We start from the raw sequence: 24319 nt of genomic DNA, 5'->3' as shown, positions 1-24319 counted from the left end.
GCTCAGCTCAGTCCGACGGTCACTGTTCGATCGTTGATGTAGCCGCCCACGTCGGGGTGGTTCTCCTTGTAGGGGCCCGCGCGGTCGCCCGAGTCCGGGTAGAGCCAGACCCAGCAGGTGGACCAGGCCTGTACCGAGGAGATCCGGTTCTGCCAGTAGTCGTCCAGATCGAGCCAGAAGTCCACTTCGTCGTTCTTGGGGCACGGTTCCGGTACAGTGATCGTCAGTGAGGAACCGCCGTACTCGACGTCCTCGAAGACGGTGGCGCCGATGAGCTCACCGGTGGTGTCGGCGATTCGCCGCCCCTGCTGTCTGGCCTCGGCCAACGTCTCGTAGCAGGTGTGGTCCCGGGTGGAGACGTCCAGCACGCAGTGTTCGTCCGTTTCGGACGCCTGGGCCGCCTGCGCGGTGGTCGCCGTCAGTCCCGCTGCCATCGCGCAGCTCGCCAGAGCCACCGCGGCGGTCCTGGTGCGGAGCCGTCCGGTTCCGGTCTTGGCTCTTGCCAATTCCGTTCTCCTCTCCTCTTCCGGCGGGCGGGTTCGCCGCCTCGGCGGAATCGGTTTAGCGGATTGCACGCGCACTATCGGGGGAGCCGGAAGGCGAGATCCAGGGTCGCGACGCGATTGCCTACTAATGCGGAAGTACCGGGAGTAACGCGTTACTGCTTTCGTGCCTGTGTCGTCCCCCCGACGGGACCAAGCGCCCCCGATCGGCCCGGCGGCCCAGAAGGGCCCGGGGAGGATGAGACGGCGGAGCTCTGGCAGTGAGCGGCGCTCGCCGCGATCCGGGGCGGAGCTATACCGCTGTCGGTGGGGTGCGAGCTCGCTGCGAACGTGCCGAAGGGCCGCCGAACGGGTAACCACGAGCGTTGAGGCGGCAGGGCACCGCACGGCGGGTGGGGCCGTGAACGGGAAGAGGTGGGCGAACGAGAACGGGCCGGGCGTGAAGTCCACGCCCGGCCCGTCGCCGGCGGAGGATGCGGGATTCGAACCCGCGAGGGCTGTTAACCCAACACGAATTCCAGTCGTGCGCCTTAGGCCGCTCGGCCAATCCTCCGCGAAAGAGTGTACGTGACGGGTTCCGCCGACCTCGCGACCCCCCTCCGGAACCGCCGGCGGGTGGGTCCGCCCCGCGCTGTCTCCCGGGCGATGACGGGGGGTCGGTTCACCGTGGCGGCGGCCCGTTACACTGAACGAGGACTCCGCGCGGCGTCATCCTGTGAACTCCCCCAGGGCCGGAAGGCAGCAAGGGTAAGCGGGCTCTGGCGGGTGCGCGGGGTCCCCTTTTGTCTCGGGGCCCACCACTTTTCAGGGTGCACCGCGGGATCCGCGTGAGCGGTCGGTACCGCCCACCTGATCCACCCACTCCGCCCACACCGTCGGCGCCCCCCGTCACGCTGCGCCCCATAACGCTGTGGCGCGCCTCGACCGGCGATCCACGCCACCTTCCCGCCGTCGTCGCTCCCGATGCCGAACTCGTCGGTGGTGGCACGTATCGTTGCCGGTGTGGCGCTCGCGCTCTATCGCAAGTATCGACCGGCGACCTTCGGCGAGGTCGTGGGGCAGTCACACGTTACGCAACCGCTGCGAACCGCGCTGGCCGCACAGCGGATCAACCACGCCTACCTGTTCTCCGGGCCCCGTGGGTGCGGCAAGACCTCCAGTGCGCGGATCCTCGCGCGTTCGCTGAACTGTGCCCAGGGCCCCACGGACGAGCCGTGCGGCGAATGCGACTCCTGCGTCGCGCTGGCTCCGGACGGTTCGGGCAGCGTGGACGTCGTCGAGATGGACGCCGCCAGTCACGGTGGTGTGGACGACGCGCGCGAACTGCGCGATCGGGCGGTGTTCGCCCCGGCGCAGTCGCGTTACCGGATCTTCGTCATCGACGAGGCCCACATGGTCACCCAGCAGGGGTTCAACGCCCTGCTCAAGATCGTGGAGGAGCCGCCCGACCACCTGGTCTTCGTGTTCGCCACCACCGAGCCGGACAAGGTGCTGACCACCATCAGGTCCCGCACCCACCACTACCCGTTCCGGCTGATCCCACCGGGTGAACTCCGCGAGCTGCTGGAGCGGATCTGCGCCGAGGAAGGCGTCAGCGTGGACCCGGCGGTGTATCCGCTGGCGATCAGCGCCGGGGGAGGCTCCGCCCGTGACGCGCTGAGCGTGCTGGACCAACTGGTCGCCGGTGCCGGTGCGGAGGGCATCACCTACGAGCGCGCCGTGGCGCTGCTCGGGGTCACCGACGTCGCCCTGATAGACGCGATGGTGGACGCGCTGGCCGCGAACGATCCGGCCACCGTCTACGGCACGGTGGATCGGGTCGTGGAGGCCGGTCACGATCCCCGCAGGTTCGCCTCCGACCTGCTGGACCGGTTGCGCGACCTCGTGTTGCTGCAGTCGGTGCCGGACGCGGCGGAGCGCGGTCTCATCCAGAACGCCGGTGACGGGATCGGCAGGATGCGGGAGCAGGCCGAGAAGCTCGGGACGGCCACGCTGACCCGGTTCGCCGAGATCGTGCACGCCGGGCTGTCCGAGATGCGCGGTGCCACCGCGCCCCGCTTGCTGCTGGAGTTGTTGTGCGCCCGCATGATGCTCCCCGCCGCTTCCGGGGACGAGGCGGCGGTGCTGCAGCGCATCGAGCGGGTCGAGCGACGCATGACGGTGGCCCCGCCGACTTCCGGGGGTGGTGCGGAAGCCGCCCCGGCCCCCGCCCCGGCCGCGCGGAGTGCCGCTCCGAGTGAACCGGACGGCGGTTCGCCCCCGCCGGTCGCGGAGTCGGACCGTGCCGAGCCACCCCCCGCACGGGCTGCCGAGGCCGGGCGGGACGGCGCCGCCGACGCGGGGAAGCCTCCCGAGCGTCCGGCGGGCGGCGATCGTGCCGCGACACCTCCCGAGGGACACGCCCAACGGGAGCAGCGGGCTAGCTCTCCCGAACCGGTGGAGGACGACTCGCGTACGGGAGGCGGCAGGCCCGCCGCCGAGCTGCGCCAGGTGTGGAACGACCTGCTGCGTGCCGTGGCGGAGCGCAACCGGCCGACCCAGGCGCTGCTGCTGAACGCCTCGCTGGTGGAGCTGCGGGACAACACGCTGGTGCTGTCGATGCCGACCGCCGGACTGCGCAAGCAGTTCATGCAGGCTCGCCGCATCGACTACGTGCGGGAGGCGATGCGCGCGGTCGTCGGGGGCGATTGGGAGCTGGAGTGCCTCGTCGAGGGTGAGGAGCGGTCCGCCCGCGCGCCGGCCGCGACGCCGCAGCCCGAGCGTGGCGGCACAGCGCGGGGGGCAGCGGAGGCTCCCCGGTCGACCGCGGAGCGAGCCCCCGCGACCGAGGCGGCTCCCGCTCCGGAACGGTCCGCCGCCCCGAGCGCACAACCGGCCGCCTCGAGCGCGGCCGCGGAACGTACTCCCGAGCCGGAGAGTCCTCCGGAGGAACCGGAGGTCACCCCGGCCGCGGCTGCTTCCACCGCCGCGACTCCGGCCGTGTCGGACTCCCCGGGCACTTCCGAATCCTCCGTCGCGCCCGAGCCCCCAGCTGCCGCCGAGTCAAGCGTGACGGCCGAATCTCCTGCGGCGGCCGAACCTCCCACGGCAGCCGAGTCACCCGCCGTATCGGCGAGGCCGGAGGCACCCGCGTCCTCGGAACCACCGGAACCGCCCCTGCCGCCGGAACCGCCTCCCGAATCGGATCCCGAACCGCCCGAGTGGGAGGACGTCGAGCCCGGTCGGCCACCGGAGCCGGACTCCGCGGCTCCGTACCGTTCCGAACCACCGAGGGCCGAGTCCGCGGCTACCTCGGGGAACCGGGCCGGTTCGGCGCATTCCGAAACCTCCCGGCCGGGCAGCGCCGGTTCGGGAGCGGCGGAGTCGCCGGCTGGGAAGTACGCCGCTCCGGCCGGATCGGCCGCCGCGAGCACTGCCGAAGCCGCACCGCGTGACGGCTCGGTCGAACGCGATCCCGACGACGAGGCGGTCGAGTTACTGGTCAGCGAGCTCGGCGCGCGCAGACTCGACTAGTGGGATCCGGTCCGCCCGGCCGGGCGCCCGCCACCGTCGCGGATCGACGACTACGCTGGACGGCAGGAGATGCCTCGCTCGAACAGGTGAGCCCAGCCGGAACCGGGAGAGGAGCCACGGTGCAACCAGGCGGTCAGCAACCCGACATGCAGGAAATCATGAAGCAGGCGCAGGATATGCAGCAGCAGCTGATGAATGCGCAGCAGGAACTCGCCGAGACGGAGGTGACCGGCACCGCCGGGGGCGGCATGGTCACCGCCACGGTTACCGGCGCGGGAGAGTTGCAGTCCATGAGCATCGACCCCAAGGTCGTCGATCCCACGGACACCGAGACGCTGTCGGACATGGTCGTCGCGGCCGTCCGGGACGCCAACCGCGCCGCGCAGCAGATGCAGGCGGACAAGATGGGGCCGTTGACCAACGCGCTGGGCGGCCAGGGCGGCACGGACATGGGCGGACTCGGTCTGCCGGGGATGTGACGGTAGCCGCGTGTACGAGGGGCCAGTACAGGATCTGATCGACGAGCTCGGCAGGTTGCCGGGGATCGGTCCGAAGGGTGCGCAGCGCATCGCCTTTCACCTGCTCTCCGCCGAGCCCGCCGACGTCACCCGGCTGCAGGACGCGCTGCAGCGGGTGAAGGAAGGCGTGGTGTTCTGCGAGGTCTGTGGCAACGTCTCCGAGCGGACGCGCTGCAGGATCTGCCAGGACACCAGGCGTGACCCGCGGTTGGTGTGCGTGGTCGAGGAGCCCAAGGACGTGCTGGCCGTCGAACGCACCCGCGAGTTCCGGGGGCGTTACCACGTGCTCGGTGGTGCGCTGGATCCGCTCTCCGGGGTCGGGCCGGACCAGTTGCGGATCCGCGATCTGGTCAGCCGGATCGGGACCGACGAGGTGACCGAGATCATCATCGCCACGGACCCCAACACCGAGGGGGAGGCGACGGCCACCTACCTCGTCCGGCTGTTGCAGGACTTTCCGGGACTGAGCGTGACACGGCTCGCGTCCGGTCTGCCGATGGGAGGCGATCTCGAGTTCGCGGACGAGCTCACCCTCGGCAGGGCGTTGTCCGGAAGGCGATCCGTTTGAGCCGTTCGACCGCGGCAACCGGAGCGTTCCTCCGGTGAGCCGCTCGGTGGCGGGATCCGTCGTTCGGCCGGAGCGAGGTCACGGCGGTCGGGGGCGTCCTGTCGGCCGCTCCCGCCCCGTGGCCCCAGGTTCACCGGTCGTGCGGCCGCCGCGCGCGGCTGATTCCGAAACCGCGGCCTCGTTGGTGCACCGGGTGGGACGCGGTGCGCCCCGTCTCGGTCCGGTGCGGTTGGTCGCGGTGGACGGTCCTTCCGGTGCGGGGAAGTCGACGTTCGCCCGCGTGCTGCTGTCCGCCCTGTCCACGGCGGGGATCGACGCCGCGCTGCTCGGCACCGACGACTTCGCCACCTGGCGGGAACCGGTGGGCTGGTGGCCCCGGTTGCGCGAGGGTGTGCTGGATCCGTTGTCGCGGGGACGTGCCGGTCGCTACCGGCGCACCGAGTGGCCCGGCGGAGTGCCGGTGCCCGGGGCGTTCGTCGACGTCCCGGTTCCGGAGGTGCTGCTGCTCGAAGGGGTCTCGGCGGGCAGACGTTCGGTCGCGCGTCGCCTTTCGGCACTGATCTGGATGGAGCCGCCCGACTCGGCCACCCGGCTGGAGCGCGCGGTGCTGCGGGACGGTGCGGAGACCCGTTCCGAACTCCTCCGCTGGCAGCGGTTCGAACGGGTGTGGTTCCGCTCGGATCGCACCGGACAGCGTGCCGACTTCGTACTGCGGGGCTGACGAACCGACCCGCGACTCCTGGCGATCTTCGAAAATCCACTCGTTCGAGTGAGCCGTGCTGCGTATTATCTTCGGCTTTGACCAGGATTTTCACAAATTTTTCCCAGATTTGCCGAATGTTAGGCCGAACGTTGTAGCCGAATCGTAATCCTGTGAACCTGATCCGGATACATTCCTCGGGTTACCGTCTCTCTCACTTTGCGAGACGTGAGTTGCCGAGGTGAGTGATGGGTGCAGCCGCCGGGCCGGGGTTCCGGTTATCGAGAGTGGGGCGCAGGCTTGTGACGGTCGGGCTGACCGCCGTGCTTGCCACGTCCCTGTCCGCGTGCGTGCAGTCGCAGCGCGGTGAGGACAGCGGGCAGACCATGGTTTTCGGAGCGCCGGGAGCTCCGGCCCTGTTCGACCCGTTCTACGCCTCCGACGGCGAGACCTTCCGGGTCACCCGACAGATGATGGAGGGACTCGTCGGTTTCGAGTCGGGCGGAGTCGAGGTCGAGCCCGAACTGGCCACCGACTGGACTTCCTCGGAGGACGGTACGAAGTGGACCTTCCAGCTCCGCGAGGGCGTGAAGTTCCACGACGGCACCGACTTCAACGCCGAGGCCGTCTGCGCCAACTTCGAACGCTGGTACAACCAGACCGGCACCGGGCAGAGCTCCGCGCTGTCGTACTACTGGATCGAGACCTTCGGCGGATTCGCCGGTGGTGACGAACCCTCGCTGTTCTCCTCCTGCGAGGCCTCGGACCCCACCACCGCGGTGATCAACCTGACCCGCGCGACCTCCAAGTTCCCCGCCGCGCTCGGGCTGGACTCGTTCAGCATGCAGTCGCCCACGGCGATGAAGGAGTACGAGGCCGACAAGGTCGTTGCCAAGGGGTCCGGTTTCGAGTACTCCGAGTACGCCAGGAAGCACCCCACCGGTACTGGGCCGTTCCAGTTCGACTCCTACGACCAGAACAACCAGTCCGTGGTGTTGCGCCGCAACGACGACTACTGGGGTGACAAGGCCAACCTCGACCGGCTCATCTTCAAGGTGATCTCCGACGAGTCGGTCCGCAAGCAGGAGCTGCTCTCCGGCGGGATCGACGGCTACGACTTCCCGAACCCGGCCGACCTGGACTCGCTGCGGCAGCAGGACTTCAACGTGCAGGTCCGCGAGCCGTTCAACGTGCTGTACCTGGGCATGTCGCAGAAGAACAACCCCGCGCTGCGCAAGCTGAAGGTCCGCAAGGCGCTGGCCTACGCGGTCAACCGCGAGAACCTGGTCAACGCCAACCTGCCGGACGGCGCCGAGGTCGCCAACCTGTTCTATCCGTCCAGCGTGGACGGATACACCGAGGACGTGGCGAAGTACTCCTACGACCCGGAGAAGGCCAAGCGACTCCTGAACGAGGCGGGGCACTCCGACCTCACCATCGAATTCTGGTGGCCCACCCAGGTGACGCGGCCCTACATGCCCGACCCGCGCGGCATCTTCAACTCGCTCGCCGGGGACATGCGCAAGGCGGGCATCAACGTCGAACCGGTCAGCAAACCCTGGAACGGCGGTTACATCTCCGACGCGAACAAGGGCGACGCCGAGGTCTTCCTGCTCGGCTGGACCGGTGACTACAACTCCCCGGACAACTTCATCGGCACCTTCTTCGGCTCGACGGAGAACCAGTTCTACACCAAGCCCGCACCCTGGGGCGAAGAGCTGGCCAACCGGTTGGACGCCGCGGACAAGGAACCGGATCCGACCAAGCGGGAGCGGATGTACACCGAGATCAACCGTGACCTGAAGTCGAAGTACCTGCCCGCCGTGCCGCTGTCGCACTCGCCGCCCGCGATCGTGACCGCCCCGCACGTCAAGGGACTGGTCACCTCGCCGCTGACCGCCGAGCAGTTCGCCTCGGTGAGCATCGAGAAGTAGTTCCAGGGCAGCGCCCAGGTTTTTCCGTCGAGAACGTAAGGATCCCGGTTTGCTTCGTTACACGGTCCGACGACTCGGCCAGCTGTTGATCGTCACGGTCGTGCTGTCGGTCCTGCTGTTCGGATGGCTGCGGGCGCTGCCGGGTGGCCCGGTCTCCGCACTCCTCGGTGAGCGTGCCACCGAGGAGTCCCGAGCCCGACTGGTAGAGCAGCTCGGGCTCGACCAACCGCTGTACGTGCAGTACTGGAAGTTCGTGCAGCGGGCGATCACGGGCGATTTCGGCGTCTCCACCGGGGTGCAGCCGGGAACCCCGGCCATGGAGGTGTTCCTGCAGCGCATGCCGGCCACGCTCGAACTCTCGGTGCTGGCGCTGCTGCTCGCGGTCGCCGTGGGCATCCCCCTGGGCTACTTCGCGGCCCGCAGGCAGGGCGGCTGGCTGGACAACCTCAGCATCACCTGGTCGCTGATCGGCGTGGCGGTTCCGGTGTTCTTCCTCGCCTTCCTGCTCAAGTACGTCTTCGCCATCGAGTTCGGTGTACTGCCCGCCTCGGGAAGACAGGCGGCGGGAATCGACGCCACCCACGCCACCGGCTTCTTCGTCCTCGACGGGCTGCTCACCACGGAGTGGGACGCGGCGTGGAACGCTTTGGTCCACCTGCTGCTGCCCGCGATCGCGCTGTCCACGATCCCGTTCGCGGTGATCTTCCGGCTCACCCGGGCATCGGTGCTCGACGTGGTCGAGGAGGACTACGTGCGCACCGCCCGCTCCAAGGGGCTCGGGGCGATGGTGGTGCGCGGCAGGCACATCCTGCGCAACGCGATGCTTCCCGTGGTCACCACCATCGGGTTGCAGACCGGCGCGCTGCTCTCCGGGGCGGTGCTGACCGAGCAGGTCTTCAACATCCCCGGGATCGGACAGGCACTCTCGCTGGGTTTCCAACGGCAGGACTACGCCGTGCTGCAAGTGGTGATCCTCGCCACCGCGATGGTCTACGTGCTGGTCAACCTGCTCGTCGATCTCGCCTACGCGGCGATCGACCCGAGACTCCGGACGCGCTGATCGAAGCGGGGTGCTCGCCACCGAGCCTGCCAACACGACGGAAAGTATCAGTGAGAGGTCGCGCACAGTGCTGGGTACACAACGCAAGGAGCGCATCGACGGGCTGGCCGAGTCCGGTGGGGACACCACCGCGGGTGTCAGCCTGGCGGCCTCGGCATGGCGACGGTTGCGTCGCAGCCCGACGTTTCTCGTGGGCGCGGGGATCATCTGCGCCTTCGTGCTGCTCGCCCTGGTGTCGCCGATACTGGCGCAACACGATCCCGCCCTGCGGCTGCTGGAGGAGCAGGTCTCCCGCGCGGACAACGAGATCCCCGTCCCACAGCCCGGCTTCCCGCTGGGGGGCGACCAGTACGGGCGGCCGTTGCTGTCCCGGGTGCTGCTCGGCTCACAGCAGACACTGCTGGTCGCGCTGCTGGCCACGGTGATCGGCCTGGGCGGCGGCCTGACCCTGGGCATCCTGGCTGGCGCCTTCGGCGGCTGGGTCGACACCCTGGTGATGCGCGTGGTCGACGTGATGCTCTCGGTGCCCTCGCTGCTGCTGGCCGTTTCCATCGGAGCGCTGTTCCAGCAGCAGTCCCAGTTCACCGTGATCATCGCGGTCGCGACGGTGCAGATACCGATATTCGGCAGGCTGCTGCGCGGCACCATGCTCGCCCAGCGGGCGAGCGATCACGTGCTGGCGGCCCGCGCGCTGGGGGTGCGCCAGCGCTCCATCGTCTTCCGACACATGCTTCCCAACGCGCTCGGCCCGGTGATCGTGCAGGCCACGCTGATGCTCGCGGTGGCCATCATCGACGCCGCGGCGCTCTCCTTCCTCGGCCTGGGAGCGGCCGACACCTCGACACCCGAATGGGGGCAGATGCTCGGCTCGGCGCAGAACTTCTTCGACACCCACCCGCACCTGGCCTTCTGGCCCGCCGGCTGCATCATCGTCGTCGCGCTCGGTTTCACGCTCGTCGGTGAGTCGATGCGGGACGCCCTCGACCCGAAGAAGCGGCGGTGAACGGCGACATGGCATTGCTGGAAGTGCGCGACCTGTCCGTGCGGTTCGTCCGCAAGAGCGAACCGACGGTCTCGGCGGTGGACGGCGTCTCGTTCGACGTGCACCCCGGCAGCACCGTGGGGCTCGTCGGCGAGTCCGGATGCGGCAAGTCCGTCACCTCGCTCGCGATCATGGGGCTGCTCCCGCAGCGCGGGACCGAGGTGTCCGGCTCGGTGAACCTGGAAGGCAGCGAACTGCTGCGGCTCTCCCAGCGGGAGTTCGACCGGCGCAGGGGCAAGGACCTCGGCATGGTCTTCCAGGATCCGCTGACCTCCCTCAACCCCGTGGTGCCCATCGGGCTGCAGGTTTCCGAGGTCATCGAACGTCACCGCGGGCTCTCGCGCCGCGACGCGTCCCGCGAGGCCGCGAAGCTGCTGGACCGGGTCGGCATTCCGGACCCGGACCGCAGGCTCAAGGAGTACTCGCACCAGCTCTCCGGCGGGATGCGGCAGCGCGCCCTGATAGCCATGGCGCTGGCCTGCGAACCTCGGCTGCTGATAGCCGACGAGCCCACCACCGCCCTCGACGTGACCATCCAGGCGCAGATCCTGACCCTGCTCAAGGAACTCGTCGCCGAGACCGGAACAGCGTTGATCATGATCACCCACGACCTGGGAGTGGTCGCGGGGATGTGCGACGAGGTCAACGTGCTCTACGCCGGACGAATCGTGGAACGCGCCCAGCGGCACGAGCTGTTCTCCCGGCCGCGGCATCCCTACACCGCCGGGCTGATGGCCTCGGTGCCGCGACTGGACTCCCCGCGAGGACAGCGGCTGGCTCCGATCGAGGGGTCGGTGGCCGACAACATTCCCTGGGAGGGAGGATGCGCCTTCAGCCCGCGCTGCGGCAACGCCCTCGCGGTGTGCGGCGAACGCGCGCCCGAACTCGAAACCATCGAGCAGGGCAGGCTGCTGCGCTGCCACAACCCGATCGGTGCCGCGGAACTGGAGCGTGCCCATGACTGATTCGAGCCGCACCATCACGGGTTCCGAGACCTCGCCCGTCGGTACGGACCCTTCGGACCCGGCGGCGGACTCCCTGCTGGAGATCGACGACCTGCGGGTGCACTTCCCGATCAAGCGGGGAATCGTGCTGGACCGCACCGTGGGCCACGTCTACGCGGTGGACGGGGTATCGCTGCGCGTCGGTCGCGGCGAGACCTACGGACTGGTGGGGGAGTCCGGCTGTGGCAAGTCCACACTGGGCAAGGCGGTGCTCCGGCTGGAACGGCCCACCGGCGGTTCGATCCGCTTCGACGGTACGGACATGGCCCGGATGTCGGGTGAACCGCTGCGGCGGATGCGGCGCCGAATGCAGATGGTCTTCCAGGACACGCTGTCCTCGCTGGACCCGAGGCAGTCCGTCGAATCGCTGCTCGTGGAGGGGATGCGGGCGCACGGACTCGACAAGGGAGGGGGGAGTACCGAGCGTGAACTGCGCGAGCTGCTCTCCTCCGTCGGGCTGCCCGCCTCGGCGCTGCGCAAGTACCCGCACGAGTTCTCGGGCGGTCAGCGGCAGCGCATCGGCATCGCCCGGGCGCTGGCCGTGCGCCCGGACCTCGTGGTCGCGGACGAGCCGGTCTCCGCGCTGGACGTCTCGGTGCAGGCCCAGGTGCTGAACCTGCTGGAGGACCTGCAGGAGGAGTTCGGCCTCACCTACCTGGTGATCGCGCACGATCTCGCCGTGGTGCGCCACGTGGCACGGCGTATCGGGGTGATGTATCTGGGCGGTCTGGTCGAGGAGTCCGATTCGGACGTGCTGTACGAACAACCGCTGCACCCCTACACCAGGGCGCTGCTCTCCGCGGTGCCCGTGCCGGAACCGGAGGTCGAGGACCAGCGGGAGCGGATACTGCTGTCCGGGGACCTGCCGTCACCCGCCTCGCCGCCCACCGGGTGCCGGTTCCACACCAGGTGCCCGTGGCGGCAGCCCACGCGCTGCGACTCCGAACGCCCCGAGCTGCGCGACGTCGGAGGTGGGCACCGGGTGGCCTGTCACTACGCCGAGGAAATCCGCGACGGAATCATCACCCCGAACTCGGTCGAGGGAAACTCTTCCGCTGGTGTTTCGTAGCTGGTTCCGTGGCGGAACCTCCGGCACGGCTCTCGCTGCGGGTCCCCCGACATCGGGTAGCGATCTACACAACGTCGGGAGCGTCCTCGCGAGAGCCGCACCGGAGAACCCGCGGCGGCGCCGACTGCCGGGGTGATCGGAGTGCGGCTTGCGAGGGTGGTCGGAGTTCGCCCCGCGTCGCTGGCGCGGCGATTTCGTGAGAAATCGACGCCCAGCCGGGCCGGACCACCCCTTCGTGGTCGGGGTTCGGGATCGGAACGGTATCGATCATGTCCCCGTTGGGATGACGTACGTTGCTCGGACGTCTCGTACCGGATTGACTGTGCTGGTGCCGATCGACCCGAACGGAGGTGTGTGGTGTCCGAGCTCTCGGAAAGCGACCGGCTCGATCCGGAGCAGTTGAGTTGGAGCGTGCCGTGCCTGGACTCCGAAGATGACGACGCCGCCGGGGAGGTGAAGGTGCTGGTGCTCGGTGACCGGGTCGCCCTGGTGCTGCCGCCGGGCGAGACCCTGGTGTTCACACCGGACGAAGCCGGGGAGTTCGCCAAGCTGCTGGGCACCTCCACCGGGCAGTGAGCCACCTTCCACGGGATCGCCGAGCCGGACGGCCGGAGTGCGAGTCGGCGGAACGTCCCGCCGACCGAGCACCCCGACCTCCCGATCGGGACGGTTCGCTCAGCGGTTCGCCCGGTTCACCGCCGACACCACCGCGCGCAGCGACGCGGTGACGGTGGAGGTGTCGATGGCGGCACCCCACAGCACGGTCGGGCCGTCGGTTTCGCCGTCCACCGAGCACTCCAGGTAGGCGGCGGCCTTGGCGTCGTCCCCCGCCGTCATCGCGTGCTCGTGGTAGTCGAGCACGCGCACGTGGTAGCCCACGGTGCTCAGCGCGTCGACGAACGCGGCGATGGGACCGTTGCCGGAACCGCTGATCTCGTGTTCGGCGCCCTCCACCCGAACGGTGGCATCGATGGTCTCGGCACCGGCCTCACCGCTGAGGCGCTGCCGTACCAGTTCCAGTGGTGCGGTCGAGTCCAGGTACTCGTCGGCGAACACGCGCCATATCTCTTTCGGCTCCACCTCGCCGCCGTCCGAGTCGGTGCGCTGCTGGATCAGCTTGGACAGCTCGATCTGCATCTTGCGGGGCAGGTCGAGCTGGTACTCGGTCGTCATCACGTAGGCCACGCCGCCCTTGCCGGACTGCGAGTTGACCCGGATCACCGCCTCGTAGCTGCGTCCCACGTCCTTCGGGTCGATCGGCAGGTACGGGACTTCCCAGGGGTACTCGCTCTCGGCGACCCCGGCGCGTTCCGCGGCCTCGCGGTGCGCCCGCAGCCCCTTGTTGATCGCGTCCTGGTGGCTCCCGGAGAACGCCGTGTAGACCAGCTCACCGCCCCACGGCTGCCGTTCGGGAACCGGCAGCTGGTTGCAGTGCTCCACAGTGCGCTTGATGTAGTCGATGTCGGACAGATCCAGCTGTGGGTCGACCCCCTGGCTGAACAGGTTCATCCCCAGCGCCACCAGGTCCACGTTGCCGGTGCGCTCGCCGTTGCCGAACAGGCAGCCCTCGACGCGGTCGGCTCCCGCCTGGTACCCGAGCTCGGCGGCCGCGATGGCGCTGCCCCGGTCGTTGTGCGGGTGCAGCGAGAGGATCACCGAATCACGCCTGGACAGGTTGCGGTGCATCCACTCGATCGAGTCGGCGTAGAGGTTCGGGGTCGCCATCTCGACGGTGGCGGGCAGGTTGAGGATGACCGGGCGTTCCGGCGTGGGCTGCCAGATCTCGGTGACCGCGTCGCAGACCTCGGCGGCGTAGGAGAGTTCGGTACCCGTGAACGACTCGGGGGAGTACTGGAACCGGAAGTCGGTGTCCGGGTACTTGGCCGCGTACTCACGCACCAGCTCCGCACCCTGCGTGGCGATCTTGCTGATCCCCAGGCGCTCCTCGCCGAAGACCACGCGCCGCTGCAGGATCGAGGTGGAGTTGTACAGGTGGATGATCGCGGAGTGCACACCCTCCAGCGCCTTGAAGGTGCGTTCGATCAGGTCCGGGCGTGCCTGGGTCAGCACCTGGATGCGTACGTCCTCCGGAATCGCCCCGTCCTCGATGATCTCGCGTACGAAGTCGAAGTCCGTCTGACTGGCGGCGGGGAAACCGACTTCGAGCTCCTTGAAGCCCATCCCGATCAGCAGGTCGAACATCCGGCGTTTGCGCGCGGGTGACATCGGGTCGATCAGCGCCTGGTTACCGTCCCGCAGGTCGACCGCGGACCACAGCGGTGCTCGGGTGATGCGCTGGTCCGGCCAGGTGCGGTCCGGCAGCGACACGTTCTCCACCAGCTCGTCGAACGGTCGGTAACGGTGGAACGCCATCGAGCTGCCGCGCTGCGGATTCCAGGGCTTCTGGTCGGGCGGAGCGGGACGCGAGGGGCGACGCGGTCCGGAGCCCGCCGCGGGGACGTCGTCCGTGTTGGAACGGGAATCGGAAGCGGAACCGTTACTCATCCTGCTGGACTCTCCTGCTCGTGCTCGGTTCGGGAACTCATCGACCGGCACGCTTTACCTCCGCGACGAGGGGCCGGTCTAACTGACCCCGTCGCGGCGGCAAAGCAGGAGGCTGAAAGTCACGAGGACAGCCTAACCGCACCCGGTGTCCAGAACGCAACCGCCTGTTCCGAATGCTGGACACCACGCTGCCGTGCCGCCGAATCGTCGCTCCGCGTTCCCGGTGGCCCGATTCGGGCGGAGCCTCGCCAGTTCCGCGAACGGTGTCGCGACGGGCCGAGCACGGCAGCCGATCCGGGGAATCCCGCTGAACTGATCGCGGGTCGGTCGTTCCGATGCGGCAGGCTGGTGTCATGGCTGCGAAGAAGAACAGTTCCGGGTCGGCCCTGGCGACCCTGCTGCAGGGGGTCGGTTTCCTGCTCGCCGTGGTGCTGATCGCCCACACCGTGTTCGTGTTGTTCGACTTCCAAGCGGAGGGGCAGCTCACGCAATCGGTCGCGCGCGCCGCCGAGCCGCTCGCGTTGTTCTTCCCGGGACTGATCGACGCGCCGAGTCACGTACTGCAGGTGTTACTGGACTACGGGCTGGCCGCGATGTTCTGGATGCTGGTGGGAGGTCTGCTGGGGCGGATCTTCGGGTGAGAACCCGGGTGCGGGAGTCGTGGGGAAGCGCTGGAGAAGCGGTGGCGAATCGGCTTTTCGGGATCAGGGTCGGGTGCGTGGCCGCCCGCGTTCCGCTGCGCCGATGTTCGGCTACCCGCTGGTAATTTGATCGTGTTTCGTGTCACACTGCCGTCATGTCCGAAGACGTGGCGGATCCGACGCGCACCTCCGGGACCAGTGGGCACCGCCGCCGGAAGTCCTTCGATCTCGCGCGGTTGTGGTCTCGCACGTGTGGTTCGCTCGCCACCGTGGTGCGCTGGGGCTGCTCGTTGGTGGCCGCGCTGGTGACCGCGCACGTGGCGCTGACGGTCGGGGGCGCCAATCCGGAGAACGCGCTGACGCGTTTCGTGGCGGAATGGGCGCGGGTCCTGGCGTTCGGATTCCGCGACCTGTTCCTCAAACCCGAGCAGCCGAAGCTCGAAGTGCTGCTCAACTACGGCCTCGCGGCGATCTGCTGGCTGCTCGTCTCGGTGCTGGTGGTGCGCCTGCTGCGCACGCTGGGCGCCTCCCGCTGAGCCGCGGGCGATTCCTCGCGAGATCCGCGGCGACATTCGGGGGAGTAAGTCGCTTCCGAACGGGAATCCGGGCCGCTCACCAGGATCCCGCCACGCGGAGCAGTTCCTGCCTTACCAGCGTCACGTGGTGATTCTCCGTCGCGTCCGCCCGTTGGGCGAGAAACAGGGTGTTGACGGGAGGAGCCGTCGGTTCCGGTAGATCCACCAGCTCCCCGGCGACGAGTTCGGACTCGCACAGGTACCGGGGCAGCACCGTGATCCCTGTCCCGGCCGCCACCGTCGCGAGCATCGCCCGCAGGTCGGGCACGACGATCCCGGCCCGCTCGGTGGGTCGGGTGCCGAAGACGTGGCGCCAGTAGTGCCGCGTGAGGGCAAGGTCCTCCGCGTAGGCGACCAGGGGAATGCCGTGCAGTGGTGTGGGGTCGCCACCCCGCAGTCGCGTGCGGTCGACGTGCGCCGCGGTCGCCGGTGCGCAAACCAGTACCAGCTCCTCGTCCACGAGGGGAACCGCGTTGACGGCCCGCCCACGGGGACGGGCGACCGAGAGCACCAGGTCGAACCTGCCGCTGCGCAGGCCGCCCAACAGGTCCTCGGCCAGACCGAAGGTGGCCCTGATCCGAACTCCGCTCCCCAGCATCGGTGCCAACGAGGGCAGCACTCGAACACTCAGCAGTTCGGCGGGACCCGCCAGGTGCACCGGTTCGATCGGTGCGGGCGGTTCGTTCCGGTCCGGTTCGGCCACCGAGGCCAGTTCGTCGAGCGGACCGGCCACTTCCGAGGCCAGCTCCGCTGCCGCGCTGGTCGAGGCGACACCGCGTGGCAGTCGTTCGAACAGGGACGTGCCGAGCTGCTGCTCCAGCGCCCGGATCCGTGTGGTCACTGTGGACTGCGACAGTCCCAGCGTCCTGGCCGCCGCCGTGAGTGACCCGGCCCGGTGGACGGCCAGGAACGTCCGCAGTTGGGACAGCTCGAGTGGCGCATCGCCCGGTTTCCGGGCCACGTCGAGCCGCCGGGACGACTCGCTACCCGAGTGGTGGAACATGGCGCAGAGACTATTGCGCGTTCGGAGGAATTACTAACTTCTTTCGGGGACAGGCGTACCACGATTTGGGATGCGGTGTCATGCCTCGGGAGTGGAAGCCCGGTGTCGGTGCGCTCCGGCGCGTCCGGTGGGAACAGCGGTTTCGATCGGCGGCAGGCCGATCGGTACCGCGAGTACGCGGCACCGATCGGAGACCGATCAGAACGTTGGTTCCTGCCACGAGTCGCTGAACACGAACTCGGTGAGCGGGATGCGGCTGCGAGGTGCGGACTCCTTCTCGCGGAGTCGCTCGGGCAGCTGTTCTGCGTCGCCGGGGGCGCCGACGGCTATCACGACCATCGGCTCGTAATCGGCGGGGATACCGAACGCCTCCCGGGCGGCGTCCCGGTCGAACCCGGCCATCTGGTGCGCCACCAGTCCTTCGCCGACCGCCTGCAGCACCAGGTTCTCGGTGGCGAGCCCGAGACCGTACTCCCCGTAGGGCAGCGTCTCGCCGTCGTCGTTGCTCAGCTTGGCCACGCCGAGCACGAGGGCCGACGCGTTACCGGCCCAGCCGTGATTGCCCCTGGAGAGCGTGCCGTGCAGTTTGTCGAAGGTCGAATCCCCTCGACGGCCCGCGATGTAGCGGGCGGGCTGCGTGTTGCCCCAGGACGGGGCCCAGCGTGCGGCTTCGAACAGCGCGGTGAACTGCTTGTCGGTCAGTTCGACCTCGGGATCCAGTGCGCGTGGGCTCCATCGCTCGGCCAGCAGCGGCTGGAGTGGAACTGACGAGTCGGCGGGTTTCAAGGTTCCTCCGTGGCCTCTCGGCGCTCACGTGCCGCCCTCGATTCTCCCGAACTCGTCGCTACCCGATGTCGGGTACCCGCTCACGAGGCGTCGAGTGGTTCCGCCCCGGCTTCGCAGCGGCGAACTCCGACCACTCACGCGGTCGGCACCGCCGCGGGTTCTCCGGTGCGGCTCTCGCGAGGACGCCGGAGACGTTGTGTAGGTCGCTACCCGGCACTGTCGATAACGAAGCGACTATCCGGGTAAGCAGCGCACGAGTCCCCGGTGCGTGAGTCGGATGCATTGCAAGGCCGGGCCGCTCGCCGCGTAGGTCGCTACTCAAGAGCCGGCCCAACGCCGCAAGGCGCCGACTCACGTGCCGGCTAACCGGCCCACTACCGAAGTGCCGGCAATAGCTAAAACGCGTAGGGCCAGACGGTGAGTGCGTAGGCACTGAACCAACTCCCGAAGCACACGAAGATCCCCACCCCGGCGATCATCACCGCTCGACGCCGCGCCGCGAGCCCCATGGCCAGCGGGAGCAGCAACGGGAAGGCGGGCAGCAGCGCCCGTGGTTTGGCGAACATCAGCCCGTCGGTCCCCAGCACGAACACCACCGTCAGCAGCGCGTACAAGCCCAACGGCCAGGCGATCCGCCGATCCAGACAGCAGATCAGCAGCGCCACCGCGCCCAGCAGGATCCACGCGGCGAAGGTCACGAACGTCGACTCCTCAGTGGACAGGGCTTCTCCTATGAAGCGCGCGGTGGCGATCCCGCCGTCGGGCGAGGAGGACCAGCCGTCCTGCCGCACTTCGAAGTAGCCGTCGAGCTCGCCGGTGCGCAGCCCCACCCAACCCAGGTAACCGAGCAGCCCGCACGGAGCCGCCAGCAACGCGGCCAGCGGGCGGTTGCCCTCGTGCCGGTGCAGCAGCGCCACGACGGCGGCCAGCATCACCACCGCGATCAGCGCCGCCCCCGTGTGCCGCACCGTCCCGGCCAGGGCGCAGGTCACGCCGACTTGGATCCACCGCCGTTCCAGCACGCCCAGCAACGTCCAGATCGCCAGCGCGCAGAACAGCGACTCGCTGTAGGGCATGGACAGCACGATCGACATCGGGGCCGCCGCGAACAGCGCGACCAGCACTAGACCGGCCCGTTGCGAGCCGCTCACGATTCGCCCCAGCCGGGCCAGCCCGTAGGCGCACGCGAGTCCCGCCGCGAGGTTCACCAGCATCGCCGCGGTGGGCGGGTCGACACCGGGGAGGAAGGCCACTCCGCGGGTGAGCATCGGGAAGCCGGGGAAGAACGCCAGCACGGATTGGGGGTCGGCGTCGCCGTTGCCGTTGAGTATCGGCTGCCCCGTGGGGTCGTACCCGCTCTCGGCGATCCGCAGGTACCAGTCCGAGTCCCAGGAGAAGAGGTGCTCGCTCGGCGACTGGTCGTGAATCCCGGACAACACGTCCAGCACCAGCAATCCGACCAGCCGTACTATGACATATACCACAGCCGGTCCGGCCATTCGTGCCGGAGAAGGGCCTTCATCGTCGTCCACGGGCGCTCGTGGCCGAATGCGAACGAGGTCTTTCACTCTTCGCGCGGCGGAAATTTCACTGCTTCCCCGCGGCACTGTCCCGATCGTTTCGTCGGTCGCGGACAAGTGGTGCACCTTCTTCGTCGAGCCTCGGTCGTCGCGGGTGCCGCGTCGTAGTCAGGCTAGTCACGCCAAACGGCTATCGGGCCGCAGGGGGCTGGTTCTGTAGGCTGGGCAGGCAGCGGAACGGCCTGGTGAAGGCACCCGATGAAGGTTCGTGACCAGTTCTTCGGACCTCGGGGCGCGGCGAGATGTCCGGATCCCTAACACACGGCACGATCGAGTGATCACTGCCCGGGGACGCGGACGGCGTCACGCTGCCGGCTGCCCGGCCGTCCACCCGGTGTCAGTGCGGGGCCTCTCGCACCCGGGGCGTCCGCGCGGCTCGAGGAGGTTTGTTCAGGTGGCACTCGTCGTCCAGAAGTACGGCGGTTCCTCGCTCGAGAGTGCCGATCGAATCAAACGGGTCGCCGAGCGCATCGTGGAGACCCGTAAGGCGGGCAACGATGTCGTCGTGGTGTGCTCCGCGATGGGAGACACCACCGACGAGTTGCTGGATCTGGCCAACCAGGTCAACCCGGCTCCCCCGGAGCGGGAGCTCGACATGCTGCTCACCGCGGGTGAGCGCATCTCCAACGCGCTCGTGGCCATGGCGATCGAATCTCTCGGCGAGCAGGCTCGTTCGTTCTCCGGTTCGCAGGCCGGGGTCATCACCACTTCGGCACACCAGAACGCCCGGATCATGGACGTCACCCCCGATCGGGTTCGGCAGGCCCTGGACGAGGGCCGGATCGTGATGGTCGCGGGATTCCAGGGGGTCAGCCAGGACAGCAAGGACATCACCACGTTGGGGCGCGGCGGTTCGGACACCACGGCCGTCGCGGTGGCGGCGGCGATGCACGCCGATGTCTGCGAGATCTACACCGACGTGGACGGCGTCTACACCGCCGACCCCCGGATCGCGGGCGATGCCGAACACCTCGACCGCGTCACCTACGAGGAAATGCTCGAACTCGCGGCCACCGGTGCCAAGGTGCTGCATCTGCGCGCGGTGGAGTACGCGCGCAGGTACGGTGTGCCGCTGCACGTCCGCTCGTCCTACTCGGCCAACCCCGGAACGATCGTGTCCGGATCAGTGGAGGACCTCCCCATGGAACAGGCCATGATCACCGGCGTGGCGCACGACCGGTCGGAAGCCAAGGTCACCGTGCGCGGTGTTCCGGACACTCGCGGCGTGGCGGGGAGGATCTTCCGTGCCGTCGCCGATGCCGAGATCGACATCGACATGGTGCTGCAGAACGTTTCGGGTGTGGCTTCCGGCCTCACCGACCTCACCTTCACCGTGGCCAAGAGCAACGGTGCGGTGGCCGTCGCCGAGCTGGAGAAGATCAAGGACGAGCTCGGCTTCCAGGAGGTCGTCTACGACGACGACGTCGGCAAGGTATCGCTGGTCGGTGCGGGTATGCGTTCGCACCCCGGGGTGACCGCCTCCTTCTGCGAGGCACTGGCCGAGGCGGGCGTGAACATCGAGATCATCAATACTTCCGAGATCCGCATTTCGGTGCTGGTCCGGGACGCGCAGCTCGACGACGCGGTGAGCGCGCTGCACGCCGCCTTCGAACTGGGCGGAGAAGAAGAGGCCGTTGTCTATGCGGGGAGTGGTCGCTGAATGAGTTCCGGACGTTTCCAGGCACCCACCGTCGCGATCGTGGGAGCCACCGGCGCGGTGGGCTCGGTCATGATCGAGATCATGAACTCGCGCGAGACCGTGCCGTGGGGTGAGGTGCGGCTGATCGCCTCGCCGCGTTCCGCCGGTAAGAAGATCGACGTCCGGGGTGTCGAGCACACCGTGGTCGCGCTCTCCCCGGAGGCGTTCGACGGCGTGGACATCGCGATGTTCGACGTGCCCGACGAGTTGTCCGCGGCCTGGGCCCCGGTGGCCGTCGAACGGGGAGCGGTCGCGGTCGACAACTCGGGGGCCTTTCGGATGGACCCCGAGGTGCCGTTGGTGGTCCCGGAGGTCAACGCCCACAAGGTGGACGAGCGTCCGAAGGGGATCATCGCCAACCCCAACTGCACGACCCTGTCCATGATGGCCGCCCTCGGGGAGCTGAACCGCGAGTTCGGGCTGCGCGAACTGGTGGTCTCCTCGTACCAGGCCGCCTCGGGATCCGGTCAGGACGCCATCGACCGGCTGCGTGCCGAGATCGACGCCGTCGCGGGCAAGCAGCTCGGGGACCGTGCCGGTGACGTGGCCGAGGCGCTGGTGGCGGCCGGTCTCTCGGAGGAGACGCCGTTCAGGGCTCCGCTGGCGTTGAACGTAGTGCCGTGGTGCGGCTCCCGCAAGGAGGACGGCTGGACCTCGGAGGAGCTCAAGGTCCGCAACGAGTCGCGCAAGATCCTCGGGATCCCGGAGCTGAAGGTCTCGGCGACCTGCGTCCGGGTGCCGGTGGTGACCACGCACTCGCTGGCGGTGCACGCCACGTTCGATCGCGAGGTCGGCGTGTCGGACGCGCACCGGGTTTTCGAGCGGGCGTCCTCGGTGGTGCTGCAGGACGACCCCGACGGGCCGGACTTCCCGACCCCCGCCGGTGTCGTGGGGGGCGAGCCGACCTACGTGGGGCGCGTGCGCCAGGCCGTCGACTTCCCGAACACGCTGGATTTCTTCGTATGCGGGGACAACCTGCGCAAGGGCGCGGCCCTGAACACCTACGAGATCGCCGAGACGCTCGCGTCCCCGGCGTGACCGCTTCACACTGAGCCGGGCGGTGGTGATCTCGCGCGAGATTCACGCGGGGTCGCCACCCGAACGGATGGTCCTCCCGGCGCAGGGCTACGGAGCCGGTCGGTAGGTGTCGACACTGGAGGCATGACCGCGATGTCCTGGCCCGATCATCTGCTGAGCCTGGAAGAGTTCGAGCGGCTGCCGGAAGACGATTCGCGTCGTTACGAGCTCCAGGAGGGCGTCCTCCAAGTGACTCCCAAGGCCGCCGGTATCCACCAGCGTGTCGTCAAGCGCCTCACTTCGGTGCTCGATCGGCAGCTACCTCTGGAGTGGGAGGCGATACCGGACGTGGAAGTGGTGATCGTCTCCTCCTGGCCTCCGGTGGTTCGGGTCCCGGACGTGGTCGTGGCCACCGCCGCCCGGATCGACGAGAACCCGAATCGACTGTACGCCCAGGACCTCCTGCTCGCCGTCGAGGTGATCTCTCCCGGCTCGTCGCAGACCGACCGGGTGGTCAAGCGTCACGAGTACGCCAAGGCCGGTATACCCGGCTACTGGGTGCTCGATCTCGACGAGCCGGTCACCATCGCCGAGAACCGGCTGCACGACGGCGGCTACAAATCGCACTTCACCGAGGGTGGTGTGTTCCGAACCGGAGAGCCGTTCGAGTTCGAGGTGGAGCTGGAGTCCCTCGTACGACGCGGCGGAGGCATCGAGTAGCCGACCGAGCCCGCGGGTGGCGATCTCGCGCGAGATTCACGCGGGACGGCCACCGGCCGTTCCGCCGGCCGTGTCCTCACCCCGACAGCCGCGTGCCGGAATCGAACCCGCTCCGTAGTCGTTGTGCCGTGTGTCTCGCTCGTCGGAACCAACTCGTTCGCGCGGATAGGTTGGGGGTATGAGCGCAGCCGAGAAGGATGCGGTCGTCCTCGGTCTCGATCTCGGTACGACGACCACCAAGGTCGTCGCCGCCGATCGCGGCGGCACGGTGCTGCATCACGCCGAACGTGAGAACGAGATGCGCACCGAGCAGCCGGGTGAGGCCGTCCAGGACGCCGCGGCAGTACGTGATTCCGCGATCGCGGCCCTGGCCGAGTGCGTGGCCCGGGTGCGCGAGGCGGGACGCCCGGTGCGCGCGCTCTCGTTCAGCACGGCGATGCACACCCTGGTCGGCCTGGATACCGCGGGTGATCCCGTCACTCCCGCGTTCAACTGGGCCGACAGCCGCTGTGCCGACATCGCGGAGAAGTTCCGCGGGGAGTGGTCCACGGCGGCCGAGCTGCACCGCGCCACCGGAACCCCGGTGCACCCGCAGTCGGTGATGGTCAAACTGGCCTGGCTGACCACGCAGCGCCGTGACCTGGCCGAAGGAGTGGCGTACTGGTGCGCGCTGAAGGATTTCGTCTTCACCGCGTTCACCGCGGAGTTCGTCACCGATCAGTCGCTGGCCTCGGGAACCGGGCTGCAGGACATGGCGACGCTGGACTGGCACGACTCCGCGCTGCGCGCGGCCGGGGTGGAGGCGGATCAGCTTCCCCGCATCGCCGCGCCGACCGACGCGTTCCCGCTGGGAGCGCGGGTGGCGCGTGACACGGGGCTGCCCGAAGGACTTCCCGTGGTGCTCGGTGCGGGCGACGGCCCGCTGGGCAATCTCGGGGTCGGCGCGATCAACACCGGAGTCGCCGGGCTCTCACTCGGCACCAGCGGGGCGTTGCGCGTGGTGCGCGACGAACCCGGTGTGGACGAGCGCTGCCGCACGTTCTGCTACTACCTGGCCGATGGTCTGTGGGTGGCGGGCGGTGCCGTCAGCAACGGGGCGGTGGTCGGCCAGTGGGCTGCCGAGTCGTTCGACACGAATGTGGCGCGGCTGCTCGACGAGGCCTACGAGGTGCCGACCGGAGCGCGCGGCCTGGTCGCGTTGCCTTACCTGATGGGTGAACGGGCTCCCTGGTGGGAGCCCGGGCTGACCGGCTCGCTGGTCGGGTTGCGGCGTATCCACGGGCGCGCCGAGATGACCCGCGCCCTGGTGGAGGGAGTCGCCCAGCAGCTCGCGCTGGTTCGGGACGCCGTGGTCGACACCGGCGCGCGGGTGCACGCCGTGCGCGCCACCGGCGGCGGTTTCCGCAGCCGGATCTGGGCCGACGCGATCGCGGCGGCACTCGGTATCGAGCTGGAGCTGGCGGAGGAGAGCGGTGGTTCGGCGGTGGGCGCGGTGCTGCTGGCCTGGCGCGCGTTGGGTGAGCTGGACTCGCTGGACGAGGCCGCCGATCTGATACGACCCGCCCGAACGGTTCCGCCCGCTCCCGAAGCGGCCCGGATGATGCGTGCCCAGCGTCCCGGGCTGGAACGGTTGCACCGTGCGATAGTCGATCTGACCCCGATCGAGTCGTAGAACTACCGGGTCGTAGGACTACCGAGTCGCGGACTTGGTTCACGCGGTAGAGCTCGAACAGCTTTTCGCGAGCGCTCCGTCGGGAAGCCCGGACGGGGAGTTCCGGCGGAGCGTTTCGCGGTTCGTCGCGGGGGAGTTCGTGTGTTCGGTGCTCCGTCGGGCGAGTCGCGCCAGTGGTCGCTGAGCGAACAGCTCCCTTGATCGATTACA

At 68.9% G+C, this 24319-nt stretch carries 21 protein-coding genes, 1 tRNA gene and 1 other RNA gene; 17 read left to right on the top strand and 6 right to left on the bottom strand.

Annotated elements, in window-relative coordinates; all coding sequences use genetic code 11:
- Positions 1–2: 2 nt before the first annotated feature.
- Together BM394_RS19110 and BM394_RS19105 are read right to left on the bottom strand one after the other, a co-directional pair.
- The gene (locus BM394_RS19110; RefSeq protein ID WP_245780306.1) at positions 3–506 is read right to left on the bottom strand and encodes a hypothetical protein; all 504 of its coding nucleotides are present in this window, start codon (positions 504–506) and stop codon (positions 3–5) included.
- Positions 507–970: 464 nt separating this feature from the next.
- Positions 971–1056, bottom strand: a tRNA-Ser gene (locus BM394_RS19105).
- A gap of 137 nt (positions 1057–1193) precedes the next feature.
- On the opposite strand from BM394_RS19105, the gene ffs reads away from it, so the two are divergent.
- From ffs to BM394_RS19050, 11 genes are all read left to right on the top strand, one after another.
- Positions 1194–1287, top strand: an RNA gene (ffs, locus tag BM394_RS19100) — signal recognition particle sRNA small type.
- 218 nt (positions 1288–1505) lie between these two features.
- Positions 1506–4016, top strand: a complete 2511-nt coding sequence (locus BM394_RS19095; protein ID WP_092980500.1) for a DNA polymerase III subunit gamma and tau — start codon at positions 1506–1508, stop codon at positions 4014–4016.
- A gap of 146 nt (positions 4017–4162) precedes the next feature.
- Complete coding sequence (locus BM394_RS19090; RefSeq protein ID WP_092980413.1) at positions 4163–4495, top strand: YbaB/EbfC family nucleoid-associated protein; 333 nt, start codon at positions 4163–4165, stop codon at positions 4493–4495.
- Between the two features lie 10 nt (positions 4496–4505).
- A complete protein-coding gene (gene recR / locus BM394_RS19085; protein WP_092925429.1) occupies positions 4506–5102 on the top strand; it encodes a recombination mediator RecR in 597 nt (198 codons plus the stop codon).
- A 139-nt stretch (positions 5103–5241) separates the two neighbouring features.
- On the top strand, positions 5242–5823 hold the full coding sequence (locus tag BM394_RS19080) for a uridine kinase family protein (RefSeq protein ID WP_245780304.1): 582 nt from the start codon (positions 5242–5244) through the stop codon (positions 5821–5823).
- A 227-nt stretch (positions 5824–6050) separates the two neighbouring features.
- Positions 6051–7736 (top strand): ABC transporter substrate-binding protein, encoded by a 1686-nt coding sequence (locus BM394_RS19075; RefSeq protein WP_092980411.1) that lies wholly within the window; start codon positions 6051–6053, stop codon positions 7734–7736.
- A gap of 49 nt (positions 7737–7785) precedes the next feature.
- Positions 7786–8796 (top strand): ABC transporter permease, encoded by a 1011-nt coding sequence (locus BM394_RS19070; RefSeq protein ID WP_092980409.1) that lies wholly within the window; start codon positions 7786–7788, stop codon positions 8794–8796.
- A 67-nt stretch (positions 8797–8863) separates the two neighbouring features.
- Positions 8864–9799 carry an ABC transporter permease gene (locus BM394_RS19065; RefSeq protein WP_175530173.1) on the top strand — a complete coding sequence of 312 codons (936 nt, stop codon included), beginning with the start codon at positions 8864–8866 and terminating at the stop codon, positions 9797–9799.
- An 8-nt stretch (positions 9800–9807) separates the two neighbouring features.
- Positions 9808–10803: an ABC transporter ATP-binding protein gene (locus BM394_RS19060; protein WP_092980494.1), complete on the top strand. Its 996-nt coding sequence runs from the start codon at positions 9808–9810 to the stop codon at positions 10801–10803.
- Positions 10796–11911: an ABC transporter ATP-binding protein gene (locus BM394_RS19055; protein ID WP_092980407.1), complete on the top strand. Its 1116-nt coding sequence runs from the start codon at positions 10796–10798 to the stop codon at positions 11909–11911. The genes BM394_RS19060 and BM394_RS19055 overlap by 8 nt, the downstream gene beginning before the upstream one ends.
- Positions 11912–12268: 357 nt before the next feature.
- A complete protein-coding gene (locus BM394_RS19050; protein WP_092980492.1) occupies positions 12269–12487 on the top strand; it encodes a hypothetical protein in 219 nt (72 codons plus the stop codon).
- A 99-nt stretch (positions 12488–12586) separates the two neighbouring features.
- On the opposite strand, the gene leuA is transcribed toward BM394_RS19050, so the two are convergent.
- Positions 12587–14416, bottom strand: a complete 1830-nt coding sequence (gene leuA, locus BM394_RS19045; protein ID WP_092980405.1) for a 2-isopropylmalate synthase — start codon at positions 14414–14416, stop codon at positions 12587–12589.
- A gap of 353 nt (positions 14417–14769) precedes the next feature.
- On the opposite strand from leuA, the gene BM394_RS19040 reads away from it, so the two are divergent.
- Together BM394_RS19040 and BM394_RS19035 are read left to right on the top strand one after the other, a co-directional pair.
- A complete protein-coding gene (locus tag BM394_RS19040; protein WP_092980403.1) occupies positions 14770–15057 on the top strand; it encodes a hypothetical protein in 288 nt (95 codons plus the stop codon).
- Positions 15058–15212: 155 nt separating this feature from the next.
- Positions 15213–15593, top strand: a complete 381-nt coding sequence (locus tag BM394_RS19035; protein ID WP_092980401.1) for a hypothetical protein — start codon at positions 15213–15215, stop codon at positions 15591–15593.
- Positions 15594–15669: 76 nt separating this feature from the next.
- Here BM394_RS19035 and BM394_RS19030 read toward each other — a convergent pair whose 3' ends face one another.
- The 3 genes from BM394_RS19030 to BM394_RS19020 all read right to left on the bottom strand — a co-directional run bounded on the left by BM394_RS19030 (position 15670) and on the right by BM394_RS19020 (position 18905).
- Positions 15670–16635, bottom strand: coding sequence for a LysR family transcriptional regulator (locus BM394_RS19030; RefSeq protein WP_092980399.1), 966 nt, complete (start codon positions 16633–16635; stop codon positions 15670–15672).
- Positions 16636–16833: 198 nt separating this feature from the next.
- Positions 16834–17421, bottom strand: a complete 588-nt coding sequence (locus BM394_RS19025; protein ID WP_092980397.1) for a nitroreductase family protein — start codon at positions 17419–17421, stop codon at positions 16834–16836.
- 395 nt (positions 17422–17816) lie between these two features.
- Positions 17817–18905, bottom strand: a complete 1089-nt coding sequence (locus BM394_RS19020) for a hypothetical protein (RefSeq protein ID WP_245780302.1) — start codon at positions 18903–18905, stop codon at positions 17817–17819.
- Positions 18906–19395: 490 nt separating this feature from the next.
- Here BM394_RS19020 and BM394_RS19015 point away from each other — a divergent pair, with 490 nt between their 5' ends.
- The 4 genes from BM394_RS19015 to BM394_RS19000 all read left to right on the top strand — a co-directional run bounded on the left by BM394_RS19015 (position 19396) and on the right by BM394_RS19000 (position 24109).
- Positions 19396–20661: an aspartate kinase gene (locus BM394_RS19015; RefSeq protein ID WP_092980393.1), complete on the top strand. Its 1266-nt coding sequence runs from the start codon at positions 19396–19398 to the stop codon at positions 20659–20661.
- Positions 20662–21738, top strand: coding sequence for an aspartate-semialdehyde dehydrogenase (locus tag BM394_RS19010; protein ID WP_092980391.1), 1077 nt, complete (start codon positions 20662–20664; stop codon positions 21736–21738).
- A gap of 123 nt (positions 21739–21861) precedes the next feature.
- Positions 21862–22437, top strand: a complete 576-nt coding sequence (locus tag BM394_RS19005; RefSeq protein WP_092980389.1) for a Uma2 family endonuclease — start codon at positions 21862–21864, stop codon at positions 22435–22437.
- Between the two features lie 178 nt (positions 22438–22615).
- On the top strand, positions 22616–24109 hold the full coding sequence (locus BM394_RS19000) for a gluconokinase (RefSeq protein ID WP_092980387.1): 1494 nt from the start codon (positions 22616–22618) through the stop codon (positions 24107–24109).
- Positions 24110–24319: the final 210 nt, after the last annotated feature.

Source organism: Actinopolyspora lacussalsi subsp. righensis (genome assembly GCF_900116555.1).
In the GTDB taxonomy this organism is placed as follows: domain Bacteria; phylum Actinomycetota; class Actinomycetes; order Mycobacteriales; family Pseudonocardiaceae; genus Actinopolyspora; species Actinopolyspora lacussalsi.
The sequence above is the reverse complement of the archived record's forward strand: the minus strand, read 5'-3'. Positions and strand labels throughout refer to the sequence as shown.